Origin of the sequence: Streptosporangium sp. NPDC002544, assembly GCF_040295965.1 — a bacterium.
Lineage (GTDB): Bacteria > Actinomycetota > Actinomycetes > Streptosporangiales > Streptosporangiaceae > Streptosporangium.
Genome location: NZ_JBEOWJ010000014.1, coordinates 133,266 through 149,138, shown reverse-complemented (window position 1 = coordinate 149,138; position 15,873 = coordinate 133,266). Strand labels below are relative to the sequence as shown.

Below are 15,873 nucleotides of genomic sequence, written 5' to 3'. Positions count from 1 at the left end.
CGCGGGTGACAGGCATCGTCCGGTATTTAGCGGTGTTACCGATGACTCATTTTGTTGACCATTATTCAATAATTCAGTCACGCTACCGTTGACCTCCCGCTATTTCGCACCTACCGTCCGGGCATCCGAGCAGGATCCGGACGGCATCGCAAGGAGGAGAGATGGCGGAGCAGCTGAGGGGCCGCGGGCTTCTCGGCGAGATGGCGGCCGAGTTCACCGGCACCCTGGTGCTGATCCTGTTCGGGGTCGCGGTGGTGGCCCAGGTCGTGGCGGCCGGGGTCGGCGACCACGACAGCATCGCCTGGGCATGGGGGCTCGGGGTGACGCTGGGCGTCTACGTCTCGGCGCGCACCAGTGGCGCCCACATCAACCCCGCCGTCACCGTCGCGCTGGCCGCTTTCAAGGGCTTCTCCTGGCACAAGGTCCTGCCGTACTGCCTGGCGCAGACCGCGGGCGCGTTCGTGGCGGCGCTCATCGTCCGCTTCAACTACGGCGAGGTGCTGGAGAAGGCCGACCCCGGGCTCACCATCAAGACCCAGGGCGTCTTCTCGACCCTGCCGGGCAACGGTTCCCTGCCCGTCGGCACCTGGGGCGCCTTCCGCGACCAGGTGATCGGCACCGCCATCCTGCTCCTGCTCGTCTTCGCCCTCTCCGACACGCGCAACACGGCACCCATGGCCAACCTCGCCCCCTTCGTGATCGGCCTGGTGGTCGTGGCCATCGGCATGGCCTGGGGCAGCAACGCCGGCTACGCCATCAACCCCGCCCGCGACTTCGGACCGCGGCTCGCCTCGTTCCTGACCGGGTACGAGACCGCCTGGCAGGACCAGTACGGGCAGCTCTACTTCTGGGTGCCGATCGTGGCGCCCCTCATCGGGGGGCTGATCGGGGCGTTCCTCTACGAGATCCTGGTGGCCAGATTCCTTCCTTCCGAGGAGACCGGCCCCGAGGTGGGGCGCGTAACGCCCGAAGACCCGCGCCACCCCTGAACGGGCGCGCGGCGACCGCGGGTAGGAACAGCAGCAGATCCCCGGAGAGTCTCACCAAGGAGGCACCACGCAATGCCTGACTTCGTCGGAGCGGTCGACCAGGGCACGACGAGCACCCGTTTCATGATCTTCGATCACGGCGGCAACGAGATCGCCCGGCACCAGCTCGAACACGAGCAGATCCTGCCGCGGGCGGGGTGGGTCGAGCACAACCCCACGGAGATCTGGGAGCGCACCAGGGCGGTGATCGAGACGGCGCTGAACAGGGCGGGCCTGGTCGCCGCCGACCTCGCCGCGCTCGGCATCACCAACCAGCGCGAGACCACGGTGGTCTGGAACCGGACCACCGGACGCCCGTACCACAACGCGATCGTCTGGCAGGACACCCGCACCGACCGGATCGCCTCGGCCCTGGACCGCGACGGCAGGGGCGACGTCATCCGGCACAGGGCGGGCCTCCCCCCGGCGACGTACTTCTCCGGCGGCAAGATCCAGTGGATCCTGGAGAACGTGGACGGGGTACGCGAGGCGGCCGAGGCCGGAGAGGCGATCTTCGGCAACACCGACACCTGGCTGCTGTGGAATCTCACCGGCGGTACCGACGGCGGCGTGCACGTCACCGACCCCACCAACGCCAGCCGCACGATGCTGATGGACCTGGAGACCCTCGACTGGGACGACGAGCTGCTGTCGTTCTTCGGCATCCCCCGCCGGATGCTGCCGGCCATCGCCCCCTCCTCCCACCCCGGTCTGTACGGCACCACCAGGAGGGGCGGCCCGCTACGTGGCGAGGTCCCGCTCTCCGGTGACCTGGGCGACCAGCAGGCCGCCACCGTCGGACAGGTCTGCTTCGAGGTGGGCGAGGCCAAGAACACCTACGGCACCGGCAACTTCCTGCTGCTCAACACCGGCACCGAGCTGGTCCGCTCGAAACACGGCCTGCTCACCACCGTCTGCTACCGCTTCGGTGAGGAGCCGCCGGTGTACGCGCTGGAGGGTTCCATAGCCGTGACCGGCTCCGCCGTGCAGTGGCTCCGCGACCAGCTCGGCATCATCTCGGGGGCGGCGCAGAGCGAGTCGCTCGCCCGGCAGGTCGAGGACAACGGCGGCGTCTACTTCGTGCCCGCCTTCTCCGGCCTCTTCGCGCCGTACTGGCGGTCGGACGCCCGGGGCGCGATCGTCGGCCTGTCGCGCTTCAACAACAACGCCCACCTCGCGCGGGCCACCCTGGAGGCGATCTGCTACCAGAGCCGCGACGTGGTCGAGGCGATGCGGCAGGACTCCGGCGTCACCCTCGACGTCCTGCGGGTCGACGGCGGCGTCACCGCCAACAACCTGTGCATGCAGATCCAGGCCGACCTGCTCGGCGTACCCGTCTCCAGGCCCGTGGTGGCCGAGACGACCGCGCTGGGGGCCGCCTACGCGGCGGGGCTGGCCGTCGGCTTCTGGAAGTCGAAGGACGAGCTCAAACAGAACTGGCAGGAGGGCCGCCGCTGGGAGCCGCAGTGGTCCGAGGAGCAGCGGGCCGTCGGCTACGCCGGCTGGAAGAAGGCAGTCGAACGCACCCTCAACTGGGTCGACGTGTCCTGAACGCCCCGCTCCGCACGCTCCGCCGCGCCGCCGCTTCGCATCGAGAGCTCGCTCACCATCTAGGCCCGGGAGAACCGCCGCCGAGTGCGAAAGGAATCCCGGCGCGCGAGTCCGCCACATCCGGCGGCGGCGCTCCCGACGAGGACGAGATCACCGTGCTGACAGCGGACGTCCCGCATGAACGAAGGCCCGCATGAACGAAGGGCGGTCGGGGCGGCGAGGTCGCCGCCCCGACCGCCCTTCGGCGATCTGTTCCGCACGGTTCGAGCGCGGAACGGGGGTGGAGGTGGCGGGAATCGAACCCGCGTCCTTCAACTCCAAGACAGGGCTTCTCCGGGTGCAGCCTGCTGTGCTTTTCTCAGCCCCGGCAATCACGCAGGCAAGTCGCCGACGGGCTCAGCCACTGTAAGATTTCCCGATCTTCCCCGTGGCCGGGTCGATCGGTTGAGCCTCCTAGCGATGCCGGATCCGGGCCGGAGGCGCTCCCGGGCCGGCAGAAGTCACTCGCTGCTTAGGCGGCGAGTGCCAGGTTGCCCTGGCTGACTTCGGAGTGCGTCTTATTGGCACTTATTGGTCGCGGTCACAGTGTTAACGAGGTTATGTCCGCAGTCCTCGACCCGCTTCACCTGGCTTGCAAAGCCAAAGTCGAAACCAGTCACCCCCCTGTTGAATTTTCAACCCGCCCCCGAGGGGGCGAGCTATCCGAAGATACCTGTTACAACAGAGGTAACGCCAATCGAATTCCCGCCCGGTGCGCCGGGCGAGGCGGTGGGGGCGCGGCGGAGTGCGGGCACCGGGCCGGGAACACCGAAACCCCGGGGACGCCCGCGAATCGCGAGCGTCCCCGGGGTCGACCGGCAGGGTCGAGCCGGTCCTGACGGGCAGGGCCTCCCCCGAGATGAGGCCCTGATCTCATCACAGCGACCGAGCCCGCAACCCCCCAAGCGGTGCCCGGTCACTTAGAAGGACGCAAACGAGGCACCCTGCGGTTGCTCAGGGTGAAAAGAATATTCCGGGAGATCACAGCCCAGCGTGGAGCCCCTGGAAGAAGCGTCCCGCGGCGGCCGCACCTGCCGTGGGGTCGGGACTCTGCATCAGCACGGCGACGGCCACGTCTCCCTGCCATCCCACGAACCAGGCGAACGGCTTGCGGTTCTGCGAGGCGACGGCCGTGATGCCGTGGACGGGGTCGCCGGGAGCCGCGGCGGCGCGTGCCGAGCCCGCGGTCACGCCACTGCGCATGAAGGTGCGGAGGGTGTCGACGGTCTTGTCGTCCAGTTTGATCGGATCGGGCGCCTTGTAGGGCTCGGTCTCCGTCGTGGGATCGGTGGTCCGAGGGTCGGTGACCAGAACCGGCGGACGCCAGGTGCCCGAGGCGACCGCCCCGGCGACCAGCGCCATGGAGAGCGGGCTGACCAGCACGTTCTGCCCGGCGAGTGCCTTCGCCGTGGCGGCGTCGTTCTTGAGCGGCCTCATGGAACCGCTGAACCCCTTCAACGGCAGGGCCCAGGGCGCCTCGATGCCGAACTTCGCGGCGGCGGACGCCAGTTCGGAGCCGTCGATCCTGCGGGCCAGCGAGGCGAGCGCGGTCACGCAACCGGTGGCGAAGTTGGCCTGAAGGGTCGGCGTCACCCCGATGGGCGCACCCTCCTGATGGAACGCGACACCGGCGACGGTCCTGTCCGCGGGGCAGGCCAGCTTCTGTTTGGGGCTGATCCGCGCCTTGAGCATGCCCTCGACGGACATGATGGAGAACGTGGTCCCCGCGGGGAACCTCCCGGCGAGGGCGTGCTTCTCCTGGTTGTACTCGTTGGTGCTGGACACCGCCAGGATGTCGCCGGTCGAGGCCTGAACCGCGACCATCATGCCGGACCCGCCCAGCAGCGCGCTGTCGGCCGCCTTCTGGTGGGCGCGGTCGAGCGTGGTCTGCACCGGCGAGGTGGAACGGTCGGGCCGCCACTTCTTGAGCTCGGTCACCTTGAGCGTCTTGAGATCGACAGTGATCACACGGGTGTCGGTCGAGCCGGTCAGGTTCTCCTGGTACGCCTTCTGCAGACCGGCCCTGCCGACCGTGTCCCCGGCCCGCTGCGGACCGCCGAGCTGCTGCTCGGTCTCGGGGGTGACGGCGGTGACGGTGCCGACGATCTGGGTGGGCGAGGCGGGGGCGACCGACTGCTCCTGCTGGGAGAGGATGATGCCGGGGATCGCCTCCAGCTGGGCGCGGAGCTGCCCGAACTTCGTACGGCCGAAGGTGACCAGCGGGACCTGGAGGTTGGGCTGGGCGGAACGGATCCGGCTCAGCAGGCGGTCATGCGGAAATCCAGTGATCTTGGAGAGCCGCTGGCAGAGCTTGTCCGCCTCGTCGTTCTTCAGATTGGCCGGAATCACGCTCGCCACGTGCAGGATGGCCTTCTCCTGCAGCGGGTCGCGGTTGCGGTCGAGGATCGGCTGACGCCCCTCGGGGGTGACCTTCACGGCGAACCGCTGCCCCTCGCGCAGCTGGGGGTGGAGAACGCTGGGCGACCAGCGCACCTTCCAGTTGCCGTCGACCAGGTGCAGCGGGAGCTTGCCCTCGTACTCCCACAGGGGGTTGTTCTCCCCCAGGTCGACCTCGGCGTCGAAGTCGGCCTCGACCTCGTCCGCGGCGCGCCGCATGCTCTTGACGTTGAAGCGGAACGAGGCCGCGTCCAGCTGGAGTTTGGCGTCTTCGAGCGCCTTGCTGACAACCTTCTCATCGCCGTCGGTGCGCTTGGCCGCCGCGGCGTAGTCGCCCGTCTGCCAGCCGATCAGGAAGTCGCGCACCGCCTCGTGGGCCGAGGGCTCCTCGAAGCAGGCGGACAGCATGGGAGCCGTCACCGCCAGCGCGAGCGCCGCGGAGGCGGCACGCCTGGCCCTTCCTCGCACCGTCATCTGTTCCTGTGCCTGAGCGCGCGTGCCATCTCCCGCTTGGCCTGGTTCTCGGCCAGCGTCTGCCGCTTGTCCCAGTCCTTCTTTCCCTTGGCGAGGCCGATCTCGATCTTGGCCCTGCCGTCCTTGAAGTAGATGGCGAGCGGCACCAGGGTCAGGCCGCCCTCCTTGGTCTTGGCGACCAGCTTGTCGATCTCCTTGCGGTGCAGCAGGAGCTTGCGGGATCGGCGTGCGGCATGGTTGGTCCAGGTACCCATGGTGTATTCGGGGATGTGGACGTTGATCAACCATGCCTCGCCGTCCTTGATGACGGCGTACCCGTCGAGGAGGGAGGCGCGGCCGAGCCGCAGCGACTTGACCTCCGTGCCCTGGAGCACAAGACCAGCCTCGTAGGTGTCCTCGATGTGGTAGTCGTGCCAGGCACGCTTGTTCTGGGCGATTACCTTCCGCCCGGTCTCACGTGGCATGTCTTGAGCCTACCGGTCAGCGGAGCCGCGAACCGCGCCCGAGAGCGGCGCGCGGGCGCCGGGCGCCCGCGCGACGGTCCTGGAGGGGCAGGGGGGTGTCACACCCGCAGGTAGCGGCGGAGCGTGACGAAGGAGGCCAGCACACAGATGAACACACCGATGACCATGGTGAGACTGATCACCGAGGCGACCGTCTCCCAGGAGAGCTGGCTGTTGGGAGAGAGGTAGAGCTGCACCCCGTCGAAGAGGAAGACCTTGCTGACGATCAGCATCACCGCGGACACCACACCACCGATCAGGCCGGCGATGACGCCCTCCATCACGAACGGGAGCTGGATGTAGAGGTTGGAGGCACCCACCAGGCGCATGATGCCGGTCTCACGCCTGCGGTTGTACGCCGAGAGCCTGACGGTGTTGCCGATCAGCAGGGTGGCCGCGAAGACCAGGATGATCGCCACGATGAGAGCGGCCCAGCGGAGCTTCTCCAGCAGCCCGAAGAACTTCTCCAGGAGCTCCTTCTGGTTGACCACGTTGGAGACTCCCGGGGCGCCCTTGACCGCCTCGATCACCGGCCCGTAGGCCTCCGGGTCCTTGAGCTTGACCCGCAGCGACTCGGGCATGTCCTCGACCTGGATGGCGGAGAGCAACACCGTGTTGTTGGCGTTCTGGTCCCGGAAGTTCTTGTAGGCCTCGGCCGCGTTCTCCACGGTGACCTGCTCGACCTGCGGCATGGCCTCGATGGTCGCCTTCAGCTCGGCCTGCTCCTGGGCGTTGACGCCGCCACTGCCCTTGCACTGCGGGAAGGGGTCGTTCTTCTTGCACAGGAAGACCGAGACCTCGACCTTGTCCGCCCAGAAGTCCTTCATGCTGGAGATCTGGGAGTTGATCATCAGACCGACGCCCAGCAACGCCATGCCGATCGCCACGGTCACGATGACCGCGATGGTCATCGTGAGGTTGCGGCGGAGGCCGATCCAGACCTCGGAGAAGATGAAGTTTGCCCGCATGCTCTTCCTGTCGCTCTTTCCGGTCCTGGTGTCAGTACGCCTGGCCGTACACGCCCCGCGACTGGTCACGGACGATCTTGCCGTCCTCCAGTTCCACCACCCGCTTGCGCATGGAGTCGACGATGGCCGCGTCGTGCGTGGCCATGACGACCGTGGTGCCGGTCCGGTTGATCCGGTCGAGCACCTTCATGATGCCGATGCTCGTCGCGGGGTCGATGTTTCCGGTCGGCTCGTCGGCCAGCAGGATCATCGGCCGGTTGACGAACGCCCGGGCCATCGCGACCCGCTGCTGCTCGCCACCGGACAGCTCGTCGGGCATTCGGTGTGCCTTGCCTTCAAGGCCGACGAGCTCGACGACCTCGGGGACCACCTTACGGATGAAACGCCGTGGCTTGCCGATCACCTCCAGAGCGAACGCGACATTTTCATACACGTTCTTGTTCGGGAGCAGCCGGAAGTCCTGGAAGACACAACCGATCCGGCGGCGCAGGTGCGGGATCTTGAAGTTGGACAGTCGGGCGAGGTCCTTGCCGGCCACGTGGATCGCGCCCGAGTTGGGGCGCTCCTCCTTCAGGACCAGGCGGAGAAAGGTCGATTTCCCGGACCCCGAGGGGCCAACGAGGAACACGAACTCGCCCTTGTCGACATCGACGCTGACGTGGTCCAGCGCGGGCCGGTTCTGGTTCGCGTAGACCTTGGTGACATTATCAAAATGGATCACGGGCGCATCACGGCATGCCAGTCTAGGGGGTAGGACGGTCGCAGGAGTGGCAGAGGGCCACTTCCACCTCTCGCCGGTCGGGGGGCGCCGGTCATTTACGCTTGATCGACGTTCCGGTTGGCCGGAGCCCAGTCTAGGGGGAAGACTGGCATGGAACGTCCATAACGGAAACAAAACGATTCGGCGCCCGGTAACGACCGGATAAAGTGGTTCTGACCTCGAAGAGGGAGGACGGCATGAGCTGTGAAGACCTGGTCTGCGCGGGGTGTGCTCACCCCGTGGCCGAGGGCCGCTGCCCTCGCTGCCGCGCGTACCGCGCTCAGCACCACCACGGCCTCGGCGGCATGACCCCCGCGTTCATCGCCCTGGTGCTGATCGTGCTCTTCTTCCTCACCCTGGCCCTGAGACACCTCAGCGGGACCTGACGGCGTCCCTGGGGGACAACGGCCTCACGGGCGCCTGGGCGTCCGTGAGGCGAGCACGCGGCCTAGCCGCCCTCGACGCCCGCCTCCTGGCGGCGGGTCCAGCGGATCTCGGCCTCGATGAAGCCGTCCAGGTCTCCGTCGAGCACCGCGCCCGGGTTGCCCGCCTCGGCGCCCGTCCGCAGGTCCTTGACGATCTGGTAGGGGTGCAGCACGTAGTTGCGGATCTGGGTGCCCCACGACGTGGTCGACTCGCCCCGGATCTCGTTCAGCGCCGCCGCCTCCTCCTGCCGCTTGCGCTCCAGCAGCTTGGACTGCAGGACCGCCATCGCGGTCGCCTTGTTCTGCAGCTGCGAGCGCTCGTTCTGGCAGGAGACCACGATGCCGGTGGGCAGGTGGGTCAGCCGGACCGCGGAGTCGGTCGTGTTGACGCCCTGGCCGCCGGGGCCCGAGGAGCGGTAGACGTCGACACGCAGATCGTCCTCGTTGATGTCGATGTGGTCCGTCGTCTCGACGACCGGCACCACGTCGACGCCCGCGAAGGAGGTCTGGCGGCGGCCCTGGTTGTCGAACGGGCTGATGCGGACCAGGCGGTGCGTGCCGTGCTCGCCGCGGAGGGTGCCGTACGCGTACGGCGCCTTGACCGTGAAGGTCGTCGACTTGATCCCGGCCTCCTCCGCGTAGGAGGTCTCGTAGATGTCCGTCGGGTAGCCCTTGCGCTCGGCCCACCGCAGGTACATCCGCTGGAGCATCTGGGCCCAGTCGGCGGCGTCCACGCCACCGGCCTGGGACTGGATGGTGACGACCGCCTCGCGGGCGTCGTACTCGCCGGACAGCAGGGTGCGGACCTCCAGCGCGCCGATGTCGCTCTTCAGGGACGCCAGCTCGCGGTCGGCCTCCTGCTGGGTGTCCTCGTCGTCCTCGGAGGCGGCCAGCTCGTACAGGACTGAGAGGTCGTCCAGCCTCCGCCCCAGCGACTCGACCCTGTTGACCTCGCCCTGGAGGTAGGAGAGCTTGCTGGTGACCTTCTGGGCACGCTCCTGGTCGTTCCACAGGTCCGGCGCGGCGGCCTGATCCTCCAGCTCCTCGATCTGCTTGCGAATCGCGCCGAGGTCGAGCACGTCCTGGATGCTGTTCAGCGTCCCGGTAAGCTCGTTGATCTGTTCTGCCGGATCGATGAGTGCCACGTCTGTAAAGGGTACGCGACCTTCGCACCCGATCGTGTACGGCACTCTCCCCCACCATGGCTAGCATGGCCCGCATCGGGGAGCATCGGGAGGTGGACGTGCGCGGACGCAGGCGAAGGGGCGTGCTCGCGCTCGCGCTGGCACTGGCCGCCGCGACCGCGGCGTGTTCCGATCCCCGTTCCGTCTCCGGTGACGCGCGGCCGGGGCGGAGCCCGTCGGGATCTCCGGCCGGTGACACGTCGGCCGCCCGCCCCACGACGGCGCCGTCGCTCCCAGCGCCTCCGGTCACGCTCGACGAGGCGGCGAAGGCCCTGGCCGGCATCCTGGGCGCCGACGGGGTGCTGGGTGCGGCGACGCCGCACCTGGACGCCGACCGCAGGCTCATGCGGGAGCAGACCCGCGACGGGCAGGAGGCCCTCACGGTGGCGGCCTTCAACGGCTCCGCCGGGGCACTCCCCTCGTACACGTGGGGCACCCCCGAGCTGCTGGTCCCGCGTGGGCAGGACGGTCCCCTCTGGTTCGCCGCGATCGTGGACCGCAGGGAGCCCTCCGGCGGGGTCCGCACCGCCGTGCTGACCCTCATGCGGTCACCCGGGGAGGATTGGCGGCTCAGCTCGACCTCGCTGCTCGATGAGGGCACCCGGCCCCCCGAGATCACCAAGGACGCCGACGGGTACGTGACGTCGCTGGGCGAGGATGACGCGACCGTGGCGATCAGCCCGCGGCTCATGGCCCCGCTGCACGCGACCTCGGCCGAGGAGGGCGAGCGGGGGTTCGCGGCCGGGCTGATCGAGAAGAGCCCGCACACGACCGGCTTCGCCGACGAGATCGCGAAGCGGCGCAGGGACGGGAAGAGCGCGTGCCTGGGCTACGACTCGATCTTCGCCGCGAGCAGCTACCCGGTGCACGCGTTGCGCACCACCGACGGCGGCGCGCTGGTCGTCTACTCGCTGATCAGGACGACGACCAGGAGCGTCAAGATCGATCCGTGCGCGTCGGACGCCCGTATCCCGCCGGACGCCAGGAAGCTGACGACCGAGAGCTTCATCCGTGAGGAACTGCGCACCGTGGAGACGCAGCTGTACGTGAGCACGGTCCCGGCCAAGGACAGCGGCCGGCCCGCCAGGGTCATCGGCTACCTGGGCGGCCTCACGAAGGTCATCGTGAGCTGACCGGTCCGCCCGGGTCCCCCGCGAGGGACCCGGGCGGGCGGCTCACGCCTCGGCGTGCGGGAGGTTGACGGTGGCCGCCAGCGTGCGGATCGCGCGCAGCGCCACCGACAGGGTCGCGAGGTCGAAGTTGTCGCTCTCCCAGATCTCCGACAGGGTCTGCTTCGCCCGCGAGACCGCGGCCGAGTTGGCCTCGGCCCAGCGTGCCAGACGCTCCTCGGGCGACAGCCCCGGCGCGCTGTGCACCAGGACGTTGTGGGTGAGCGCCGCGTGCGCGGCGTAGAGATCGTCGCGGAGCGCGGCCCGCGCCATGGAGTTCCAGCGGCTGTCCCTGGGCAGCGCGATGACGCGCTCGCGCAGCCTGGAGAGCTGAAGCCGGTCGGCGAGGTCGAAGTAGACCTCGGCGACGTCGTGCACCGGCCTGTCGGTGCGCGCGGCCGCCTCGACCAGATCGAAGGTGGAGTAGGCGGGCACCATCGCGGCGACGCGCTCGGCCAGCTCGGCGGGGACGCCCCGGGAGACGAAGCCGTCGCGCCGCTCCTCGAACGCGACCAGGTCGGCCCCGGTCAGCAGCTTGGGCAGGTGCGGCAGCAGGCCGTTCATGCTCTTGGCGAAGAAGTCGACCGTGGAGGCCAGGTCCAGCGGCGGGCGCCGGTTGCCCAGCAGCCACCTGGTGCCCCGCTCGACGAGCTTGCGGGCCTCCAGCTCCATGGCGATCTGGGCGGAGGTGTCGACCTTGTTGTCCAGCTCCTCGATCTGGCGCCAGAGGCTGGGCAGGTCGAAGACCTCGCGCGTCACCAGGTAGGCGCGGGCGATGTCGGGAGTGGACGCGCCGCTCTCCTCACCGAGGCGGAACATGAAGGTGGTCCCGCTGGAGTTGACCAGATCGTTCACCACACCGGTGGTGATGATCTCCCTCCGGAGCGGGTGGGTGTCCATGTAGGCGCGAACCTCCCCGTCGCGCAGTGCCGAGGGGAAGTAGGACACCAGCCAGGACGCCAGGTAGGGATCGTCCGGCAGGTCGGAGGCGAGGATCTCGGCGTCGGTCACCAGCTTGGTGTAGGCCAGCAGCACCGAGAACTCCGGCGCGGTGAGTCCGAGCCCGGCCTGACGGCGCTCGGCGAGCGTCTTGTCCGACGGCAGGAACTCCAGCTCCCGGTTGAGCAGGCCGGCCCGCTCCAGCTTGCGCAGCTGGCGCGAGTGGATGTGCAGCATGTCGGCCGCCTGCTCGCGGGCGGCGGCCAGAACCACGTTCTGGTCGTAGTTGTCACGCAGGACCAGCTGGGCCACCTCGCCGGTCATGTCGAGGAAGAGCTGGTTGCGCCGCTTGTCGGTGAGATCCCCCTCCCGGATCGCCCGGTCCAGGAGGATCTTGATGTTGACCTCGTGGTCGGAGGTGTCCACACCGGCGGAGTTGTCGATGAAGTCGGTGTTGATCAGCCCGCCGTTGAGCGCGAACTCTATCCGGGCGAGCTGGGTGAAGCCCAGGTTGCCGCCCTCGCCGATCACCTTGCAGCGCAGCTCGGCGGCGGTGACCCGCAGGCCGTCGTTGGCCTTGTCGCCGACGTCGGCGTTGGACTCGCTCGACGCCCTGACGTAGGTGCCGATGCCGCCGTTCCACAGCAGGTCGACCGGGGCTCGCAGGATGGCGCTGATCAGGTCGGCCGGGGCCAGCGACATCACGTCGTCGTCGAGGCCGAGCACGGCGCGCATCTGCGCGGAGATGGGGATCGACTTGGCCGTACGGGGCCAGACGCCACCTCCGGTGGAGATCAGCGAAGCGTCGTAGTCGGCCCATGAGCTGCGGGGCAGCGCGAACAGCCGGGCGCGCTCGGCGTAGCTCCGGGCGACGTCCGGGTGGGGGTCGACGAAGACGTGCCGGTGGTCGAACGCCGCGACCAGCCGGATGTGCTGGGAGAGCAGCATGCCGTTACCGAACACGTCACCGGACATGTCGCCGATTCCGGCCACGGTGAAGTCGGTGTTCTGGATGTCGACACCGGTCGTGCGGAAGTGGTACTTGACCGACTCCCAGGCGCCCCGGGCGGTGATGCCCATGGCCTTGTGGTCGTAGCCGATCGAGCCGCCGGAGGCGAAGGCGTCGCCCAGCCAGAAGCCGTACTCCTTGGACACGGCGTTGGCGATGTCGGAGAACGTCGCGGTGCCCTTGTCCGCGGCGACCACCAGGTAGGTGTCGTCCTCGTCGTGCCTGACCACGTCGGCGGGCGGGACGACCTGGCCGTCGACGAGGTTGTCCGTGAGGTCGAGCAGCCCGGAGATGAACATCCGGTAGCAGGCGATGCCCTCGGCCAGGGTGTCCTCCCGCGATCCCGACTTCGGCGGATTTTTGACGACAAAGCCACCCTTGGAGCCGGTGGGAACGATGACGGTGTTTTTCACCATCTGCGCCTTCACCAGCCCGAGCACTTCGGTGCGGAAGTCCTCCATCCGGTCCGACCAGCGCAACCCACCCCGCGCGACCTTGCCGAACCGCAGGTGAACACCCTCGACCCGGGGCGAGTAGACGAACACCTCGAACTTCGGCCGGGGCAGCGGCAGCACGCTGATCGACGGCGAGTCCAGCTTCAGGCTGACGTACGGCTTGCGCTCGCCGCCGACCCGCTGGAAGTAGTTGGTCCGGAGCGTGGCCCCGATCATCTCCAGGTAGGCCCGCAGGATCCGGTCCTCGTCCAGGGAGGCCACCTCGTCCAGGGCCGCGAGGATCTCCTCGTGCAGCGCGTCGGCCAGGTCCGTGCGGACCTCCGCCGGGCGCCGGGGGTTGAGCCTGGCCTCGAACAGGCGCACCAGCAACCGCGCGAGCCGCACGTTGCCCATCAGCACCCGCTCGATGTACTCCTGGCTGAACGTGGTGCCCGCCTGGCGCAGGTACCTGGCGTAGACGCGCAGGATCTCGGCCTGCTCCCAGGTCAGACCGGCGGTCAGGACCAGCCCGTTGAACCCGTCGCTCTCCACCCGCCCGGCCCACAGGGCGCCGAACGCGTCCTGGAAGAGCCGCTTGAACTCGTCCCTGTCCACCTCGGGCGAGGGCGTGTAGCGCAGGCCGAAGTCGTAGATCCAGGCGTCCTTGGTCGCCGGGTCGTTGTCACGGTCGATCTCGTACGGCCGCTCGTCGACCACCTCCACGCCCATCCGCTGGAGCAGCGGCAGCACCCTCGACAGGGAGACGGGCGCGCCGAGGCGATAGAGCTTGAAGCGACGCTCTCCCTCCGAGGCGTCGTAGGGCTCGTAGAGGTTCATCCCGATCTCGTCGGAGGAGCCGGCCAGCGCCTCCAGGCGACGCAGGTCGGCGACCGCCATCCGGGCGGGGAAGTCGGCCTTGTACCCCTCGGGGAACGCCGAGGCGTAGCGGCGGACGAGCCTGGGGGCCTCGTCCTCGGGGCTCAGCTCGGTGATCGCGGTGACCAGGTCGTCCTCCCAGGACCTGGTGGCGGCGGCCAGCCTCGCCTCCAGTTCCTCGACGTTCACCGCGTCGGCGTGCAGCGGCCTGCCGCGCTCGCCACGCACGACCACGTGCAGCCGGGCGAGGGCCGACTCGCCGATCATCGCGCTGTAGTCGAAGGAGGTGCCGCCGAGCGCCCTGAGCAGGATGTCCTGCATCTTGACGCGGATCTTGGTGGTGTAGCGGTCGCGCGGAAGGTAGATCATGCACGAGACATAACGGCCGTAGTCGTCAGGGCGGAGAAAGACCTTGACCTGCTTGCGCTCGCGGAGCCTGAGCACGCCGAGCGCGATCGGCAGCAGCTGCTCCACCGAGGTCTGGAAGAGCTCGTCCCTGGGGAAGGTCTCCAGGATCTCGATGAGGTCCTTGCCGTCGTGGCTGTCCGCGGTCAGGCCGGCGAGCACGATCACCTCGGCCAGCTTGCGCCGGAGCACCGGGACGCGCGAGATCGACTCGCTGTAGGCCACATGGGTGAAGAGGCCGAGGAAGCGCCGCTCACCGACGACCTCGCCCGAGGCGTCGAAGAGCTTGACGCCCACGTAGTCGAGGTAGGCGGGCCGGTGGACCGTGGCGCGGGTGTTGGCCTTGGTGATGATCAGCATCTGCTGTTTCTCACGGGCCTTGGCGCGCAGTTCGGGAGAGAGCGCGGCGAAGCTGCCGGAGTCGGCACGGTCGTTGCGGAGGATGCCCAGCCCGGCCCCGGGCATCGGGTGCAGCCTGTCGCCCTCCTCGCTCTCCTCCAGGCGGTATTCGCGGTAGCCCAGGAAGGTGAAGTGCCCGTCGGCCAGCCAGCGCATCAGCTCCAGGCTGTCCTCCACCCCGGCGGGGTCGAGGGGCGGCGGGTTGGCCGAGATGTCCTCGGCGGTCCGCAGGGCGAGCGCACGCATCTTGACGAAGTCCTCGACGGCGCCGCGCACGTCCTCCAGAACGCGCTGCAGTTCGGCCTCTATCGACCTGAGCACGGCGGGGTCGGTCTGCCTGTCGATCTCGAAGTGCATCCAGGACTCGGCGAGCATCTGCCCGGTGACGTCCTCCTGGCCGCGTCCGAGCAGCTTGCCGGTCATGTCCCTGCGCACCCGCATCTGCGGGTGGATGACCAGGTGGGTGCCGATGTCGTGGCGGTCGAGCTCCATCGTCACCGAGTCGACGAGGAAGGGCATGTCATCGGTGACGATCTCCACGATGGAGGACCCGGGGTCCCAGCCGTGTTCCTCCAGGCTCGGCGTGTAGGCCCGGACCAGGGCTCGGCCCTGGGGGCGCTCCCTGGCGAGCTGCCGCTGGGCGATCGCCGGGCCGTACAGATCGACCGGATTCCGGCTCAGCAGGTCCTCCGGGGCGACATGCCGGTAGTAGAGCCGCAGAAAGGCGAGCGCCTCCTCCACGCCCACGTGGTCGCTGCCAGGTGTGTGCGCGCACGTCTCGGCGGCACTCCTCAGCAGCTCGTCCTTGGCCTCGTCGAGCGGCATGTCGCTCTCACTCCTTTGTGAGGGATTTTGCACATTTTGATGAGGAACCATGTTGAAACTCATGATTCCCGCCAGGGAGAAAGTGATGTCTCCGCACCCGCGTTCCGGTGTGCGGCGCCCTCTTCGGGCCGCCCCTTCCCGGTCACGCTCCCCGTTCGGAGACCCGGGGCGCGGAACGCCCGCCACACGGTGGCCGTCTCGTCACGGGTGGGTGGGGTTCCGGCCGATCGCCTCGGCTCGTCATGTGAGCCGAGATCTCTCACCGTCGCCCGCGGAGAACGGAAGGTCTCCGGGCCGGAGACGACGGGCTCTCCCTGGGAGATGGCGGTAGGACAATCATCCCACAGGGTCGCCTCGGCGAGGCTACGGCGCAGCCGGGCGAGTCGGGGCTCGCCCCCTGCACCTCGCCCGGCGGGCGGGGCCGTCCAGCCCGCACTCCGCCCATCGGGCTTGGCCCGTGGCACGACACCTCCAGTGGCCCTTTGTCC

General features: G+C 68.7%; 10 protein-coding genes and 1 other RNA gene. 4 read left to right on the top strand and 7 right to left on the bottom strand.

The window, feature by feature from the left end; translation table 11 throughout:
• The first annotated feature begins 161 nt into the window (after positions 1-161).
• Both ABT061_RS22460 and glpK read left to right on the top strand, forming a co-directional pair.
• Positions 162-989: an MIP/aquaporin family protein gene (locus ABT061_RS22460; RefSeq protein WP_350920952.1), complete on the top strand. Its 828-nt coding sequence runs from the start codon at positions 162-164 to the stop codon at positions 987-989.
• A 72-nt stretch (positions 990-1,061) separates the two neighbouring features.
• Positions 1,062-2,579 (top strand): glycerol kinase GlpK, encoded by a 1,518-nt coding sequence (gene glpK, locus ABT061_RS22455; RefSeq protein ID WP_350920949.1) that lies wholly within the window; start codon positions 1,062-1,064, stop codon positions 2,577-2,579.
• A 278-nt stretch (positions 2,580-2,857) separates the two neighbouring features.
• Here the strand turns inward: glpK and ssrA are convergent.
• The 5 genes from ssrA to ftsE all read right to left on the bottom strand — a co-directional run bounded on the left by ssrA (position 2,858) and on the right by ftsE (position 7,681).
• Positions 2,858-3,242: a transfer-messenger RNA gene (ssrA, locus tag ABT061_RS22450) on the bottom strand.
• A gap of 357 nt (positions 3,243-3,599) precedes the next feature.
• Positions 3,600-5,489, bottom strand: a complete 1,890-nt coding sequence (locus tag ABT061_RS22445; RefSeq protein ID WP_350920947.1) for a penicillin-binding transpeptidase domain-containing protein — start codon at positions 5,487-5,489, stop codon at positions 3,600-3,602.
• Positions 5,486-5,953 carry an SsrA-binding protein SmpB gene (gene smpB, locus ABT061_RS22440; protein WP_350920945.1) on the bottom strand — a complete coding sequence of 156 codons (468 nt, stop codon included), beginning with the start codon at positions 5,951-5,953 and terminating at the stop codon, positions 5,486-5,488. The genes ABT061_RS22445 and smpB overlap by 4 nt, the downstream gene beginning before the upstream one ends.
• 98 nt (positions 5,954-6,051) lie before the next feature.
• Positions 6,052-6,960, bottom strand: a complete 909-nt coding sequence (gene ftsX / locus ABT061_RS22435; RefSeq protein ID WP_350920942.1) for a permease-like cell division protein FtsX — start codon at positions 6,958-6,960, stop codon at positions 6,052-6,054.
• A 31-nt stretch (positions 6,961-6,991) separates the two neighbouring features.
• Complete coding sequence (gene ftsE, locus ABT061_RS22430) at positions 6,992-7,681, bottom strand: cell division ATP-binding protein FtsE (RefSeq protein WP_012888192.1); 690 nt, start codon at positions 7,679-7,681, stop codon at positions 6,992-6,994.
• 236 nt (positions 7,682-7,917) lie between these two features.
• Between ftsE and ABT061_RS22425 the strand changes: the two genes are divergently transcribed.
• Complete coding sequence (locus ABT061_RS22425; protein ID WP_350920940.1) at positions 7,918-8,106, top strand: hypothetical protein; 189 nt, start codon at positions 7,918-7,920, stop codon at positions 8,104-8,106.
• A 62-nt stretch (positions 8,107-8,168) separates the two neighbouring features.
• Here the strand turns inward: ABT061_RS22425 and prfB are convergent, their stop codons facing one another.
• Entirely contained in the window at positions 8,169-9,290 is a 1,122-nt protein-coding gene (prfB, locus tag ABT061_RS22420) for a peptide chain release factor 2 (RefSeq protein ID WP_350920937.1), read from the bottom strand.
• A 65-nt stretch (positions 9,291-9,355) separates the two neighbouring features.
• Here prfB and ABT061_RS22415 point away from each other — a divergent pair, with 65 nt between their 5' ends.
• The gene (locus ABT061_RS22415; protein WP_350920935.1) at positions 9,356-10,462 is read left to right on the top strand and encodes a DUF8094 domain-containing protein; all 1,107 of its coding nucleotides are present in this window, start codon (positions 9,356-9,358) and stop codon (positions 10,460-10,462) included.
• A 42-nt stretch (positions 10,463-10,504) separates the two neighbouring features.
• Here the strand turns inward: ABT061_RS22415 and ABT061_RS22410 are convergent, their stop codons facing one another.
• Entirely contained in the window at positions 10,505-15,385 is a 4,881-nt protein-coding gene (locus ABT061_RS22410) for an NAD-glutamate dehydrogenase (protein WP_350920933.1), read from the bottom strand.
• Positions 15,386-15,873 lie beyond the last annotated feature (488 nt).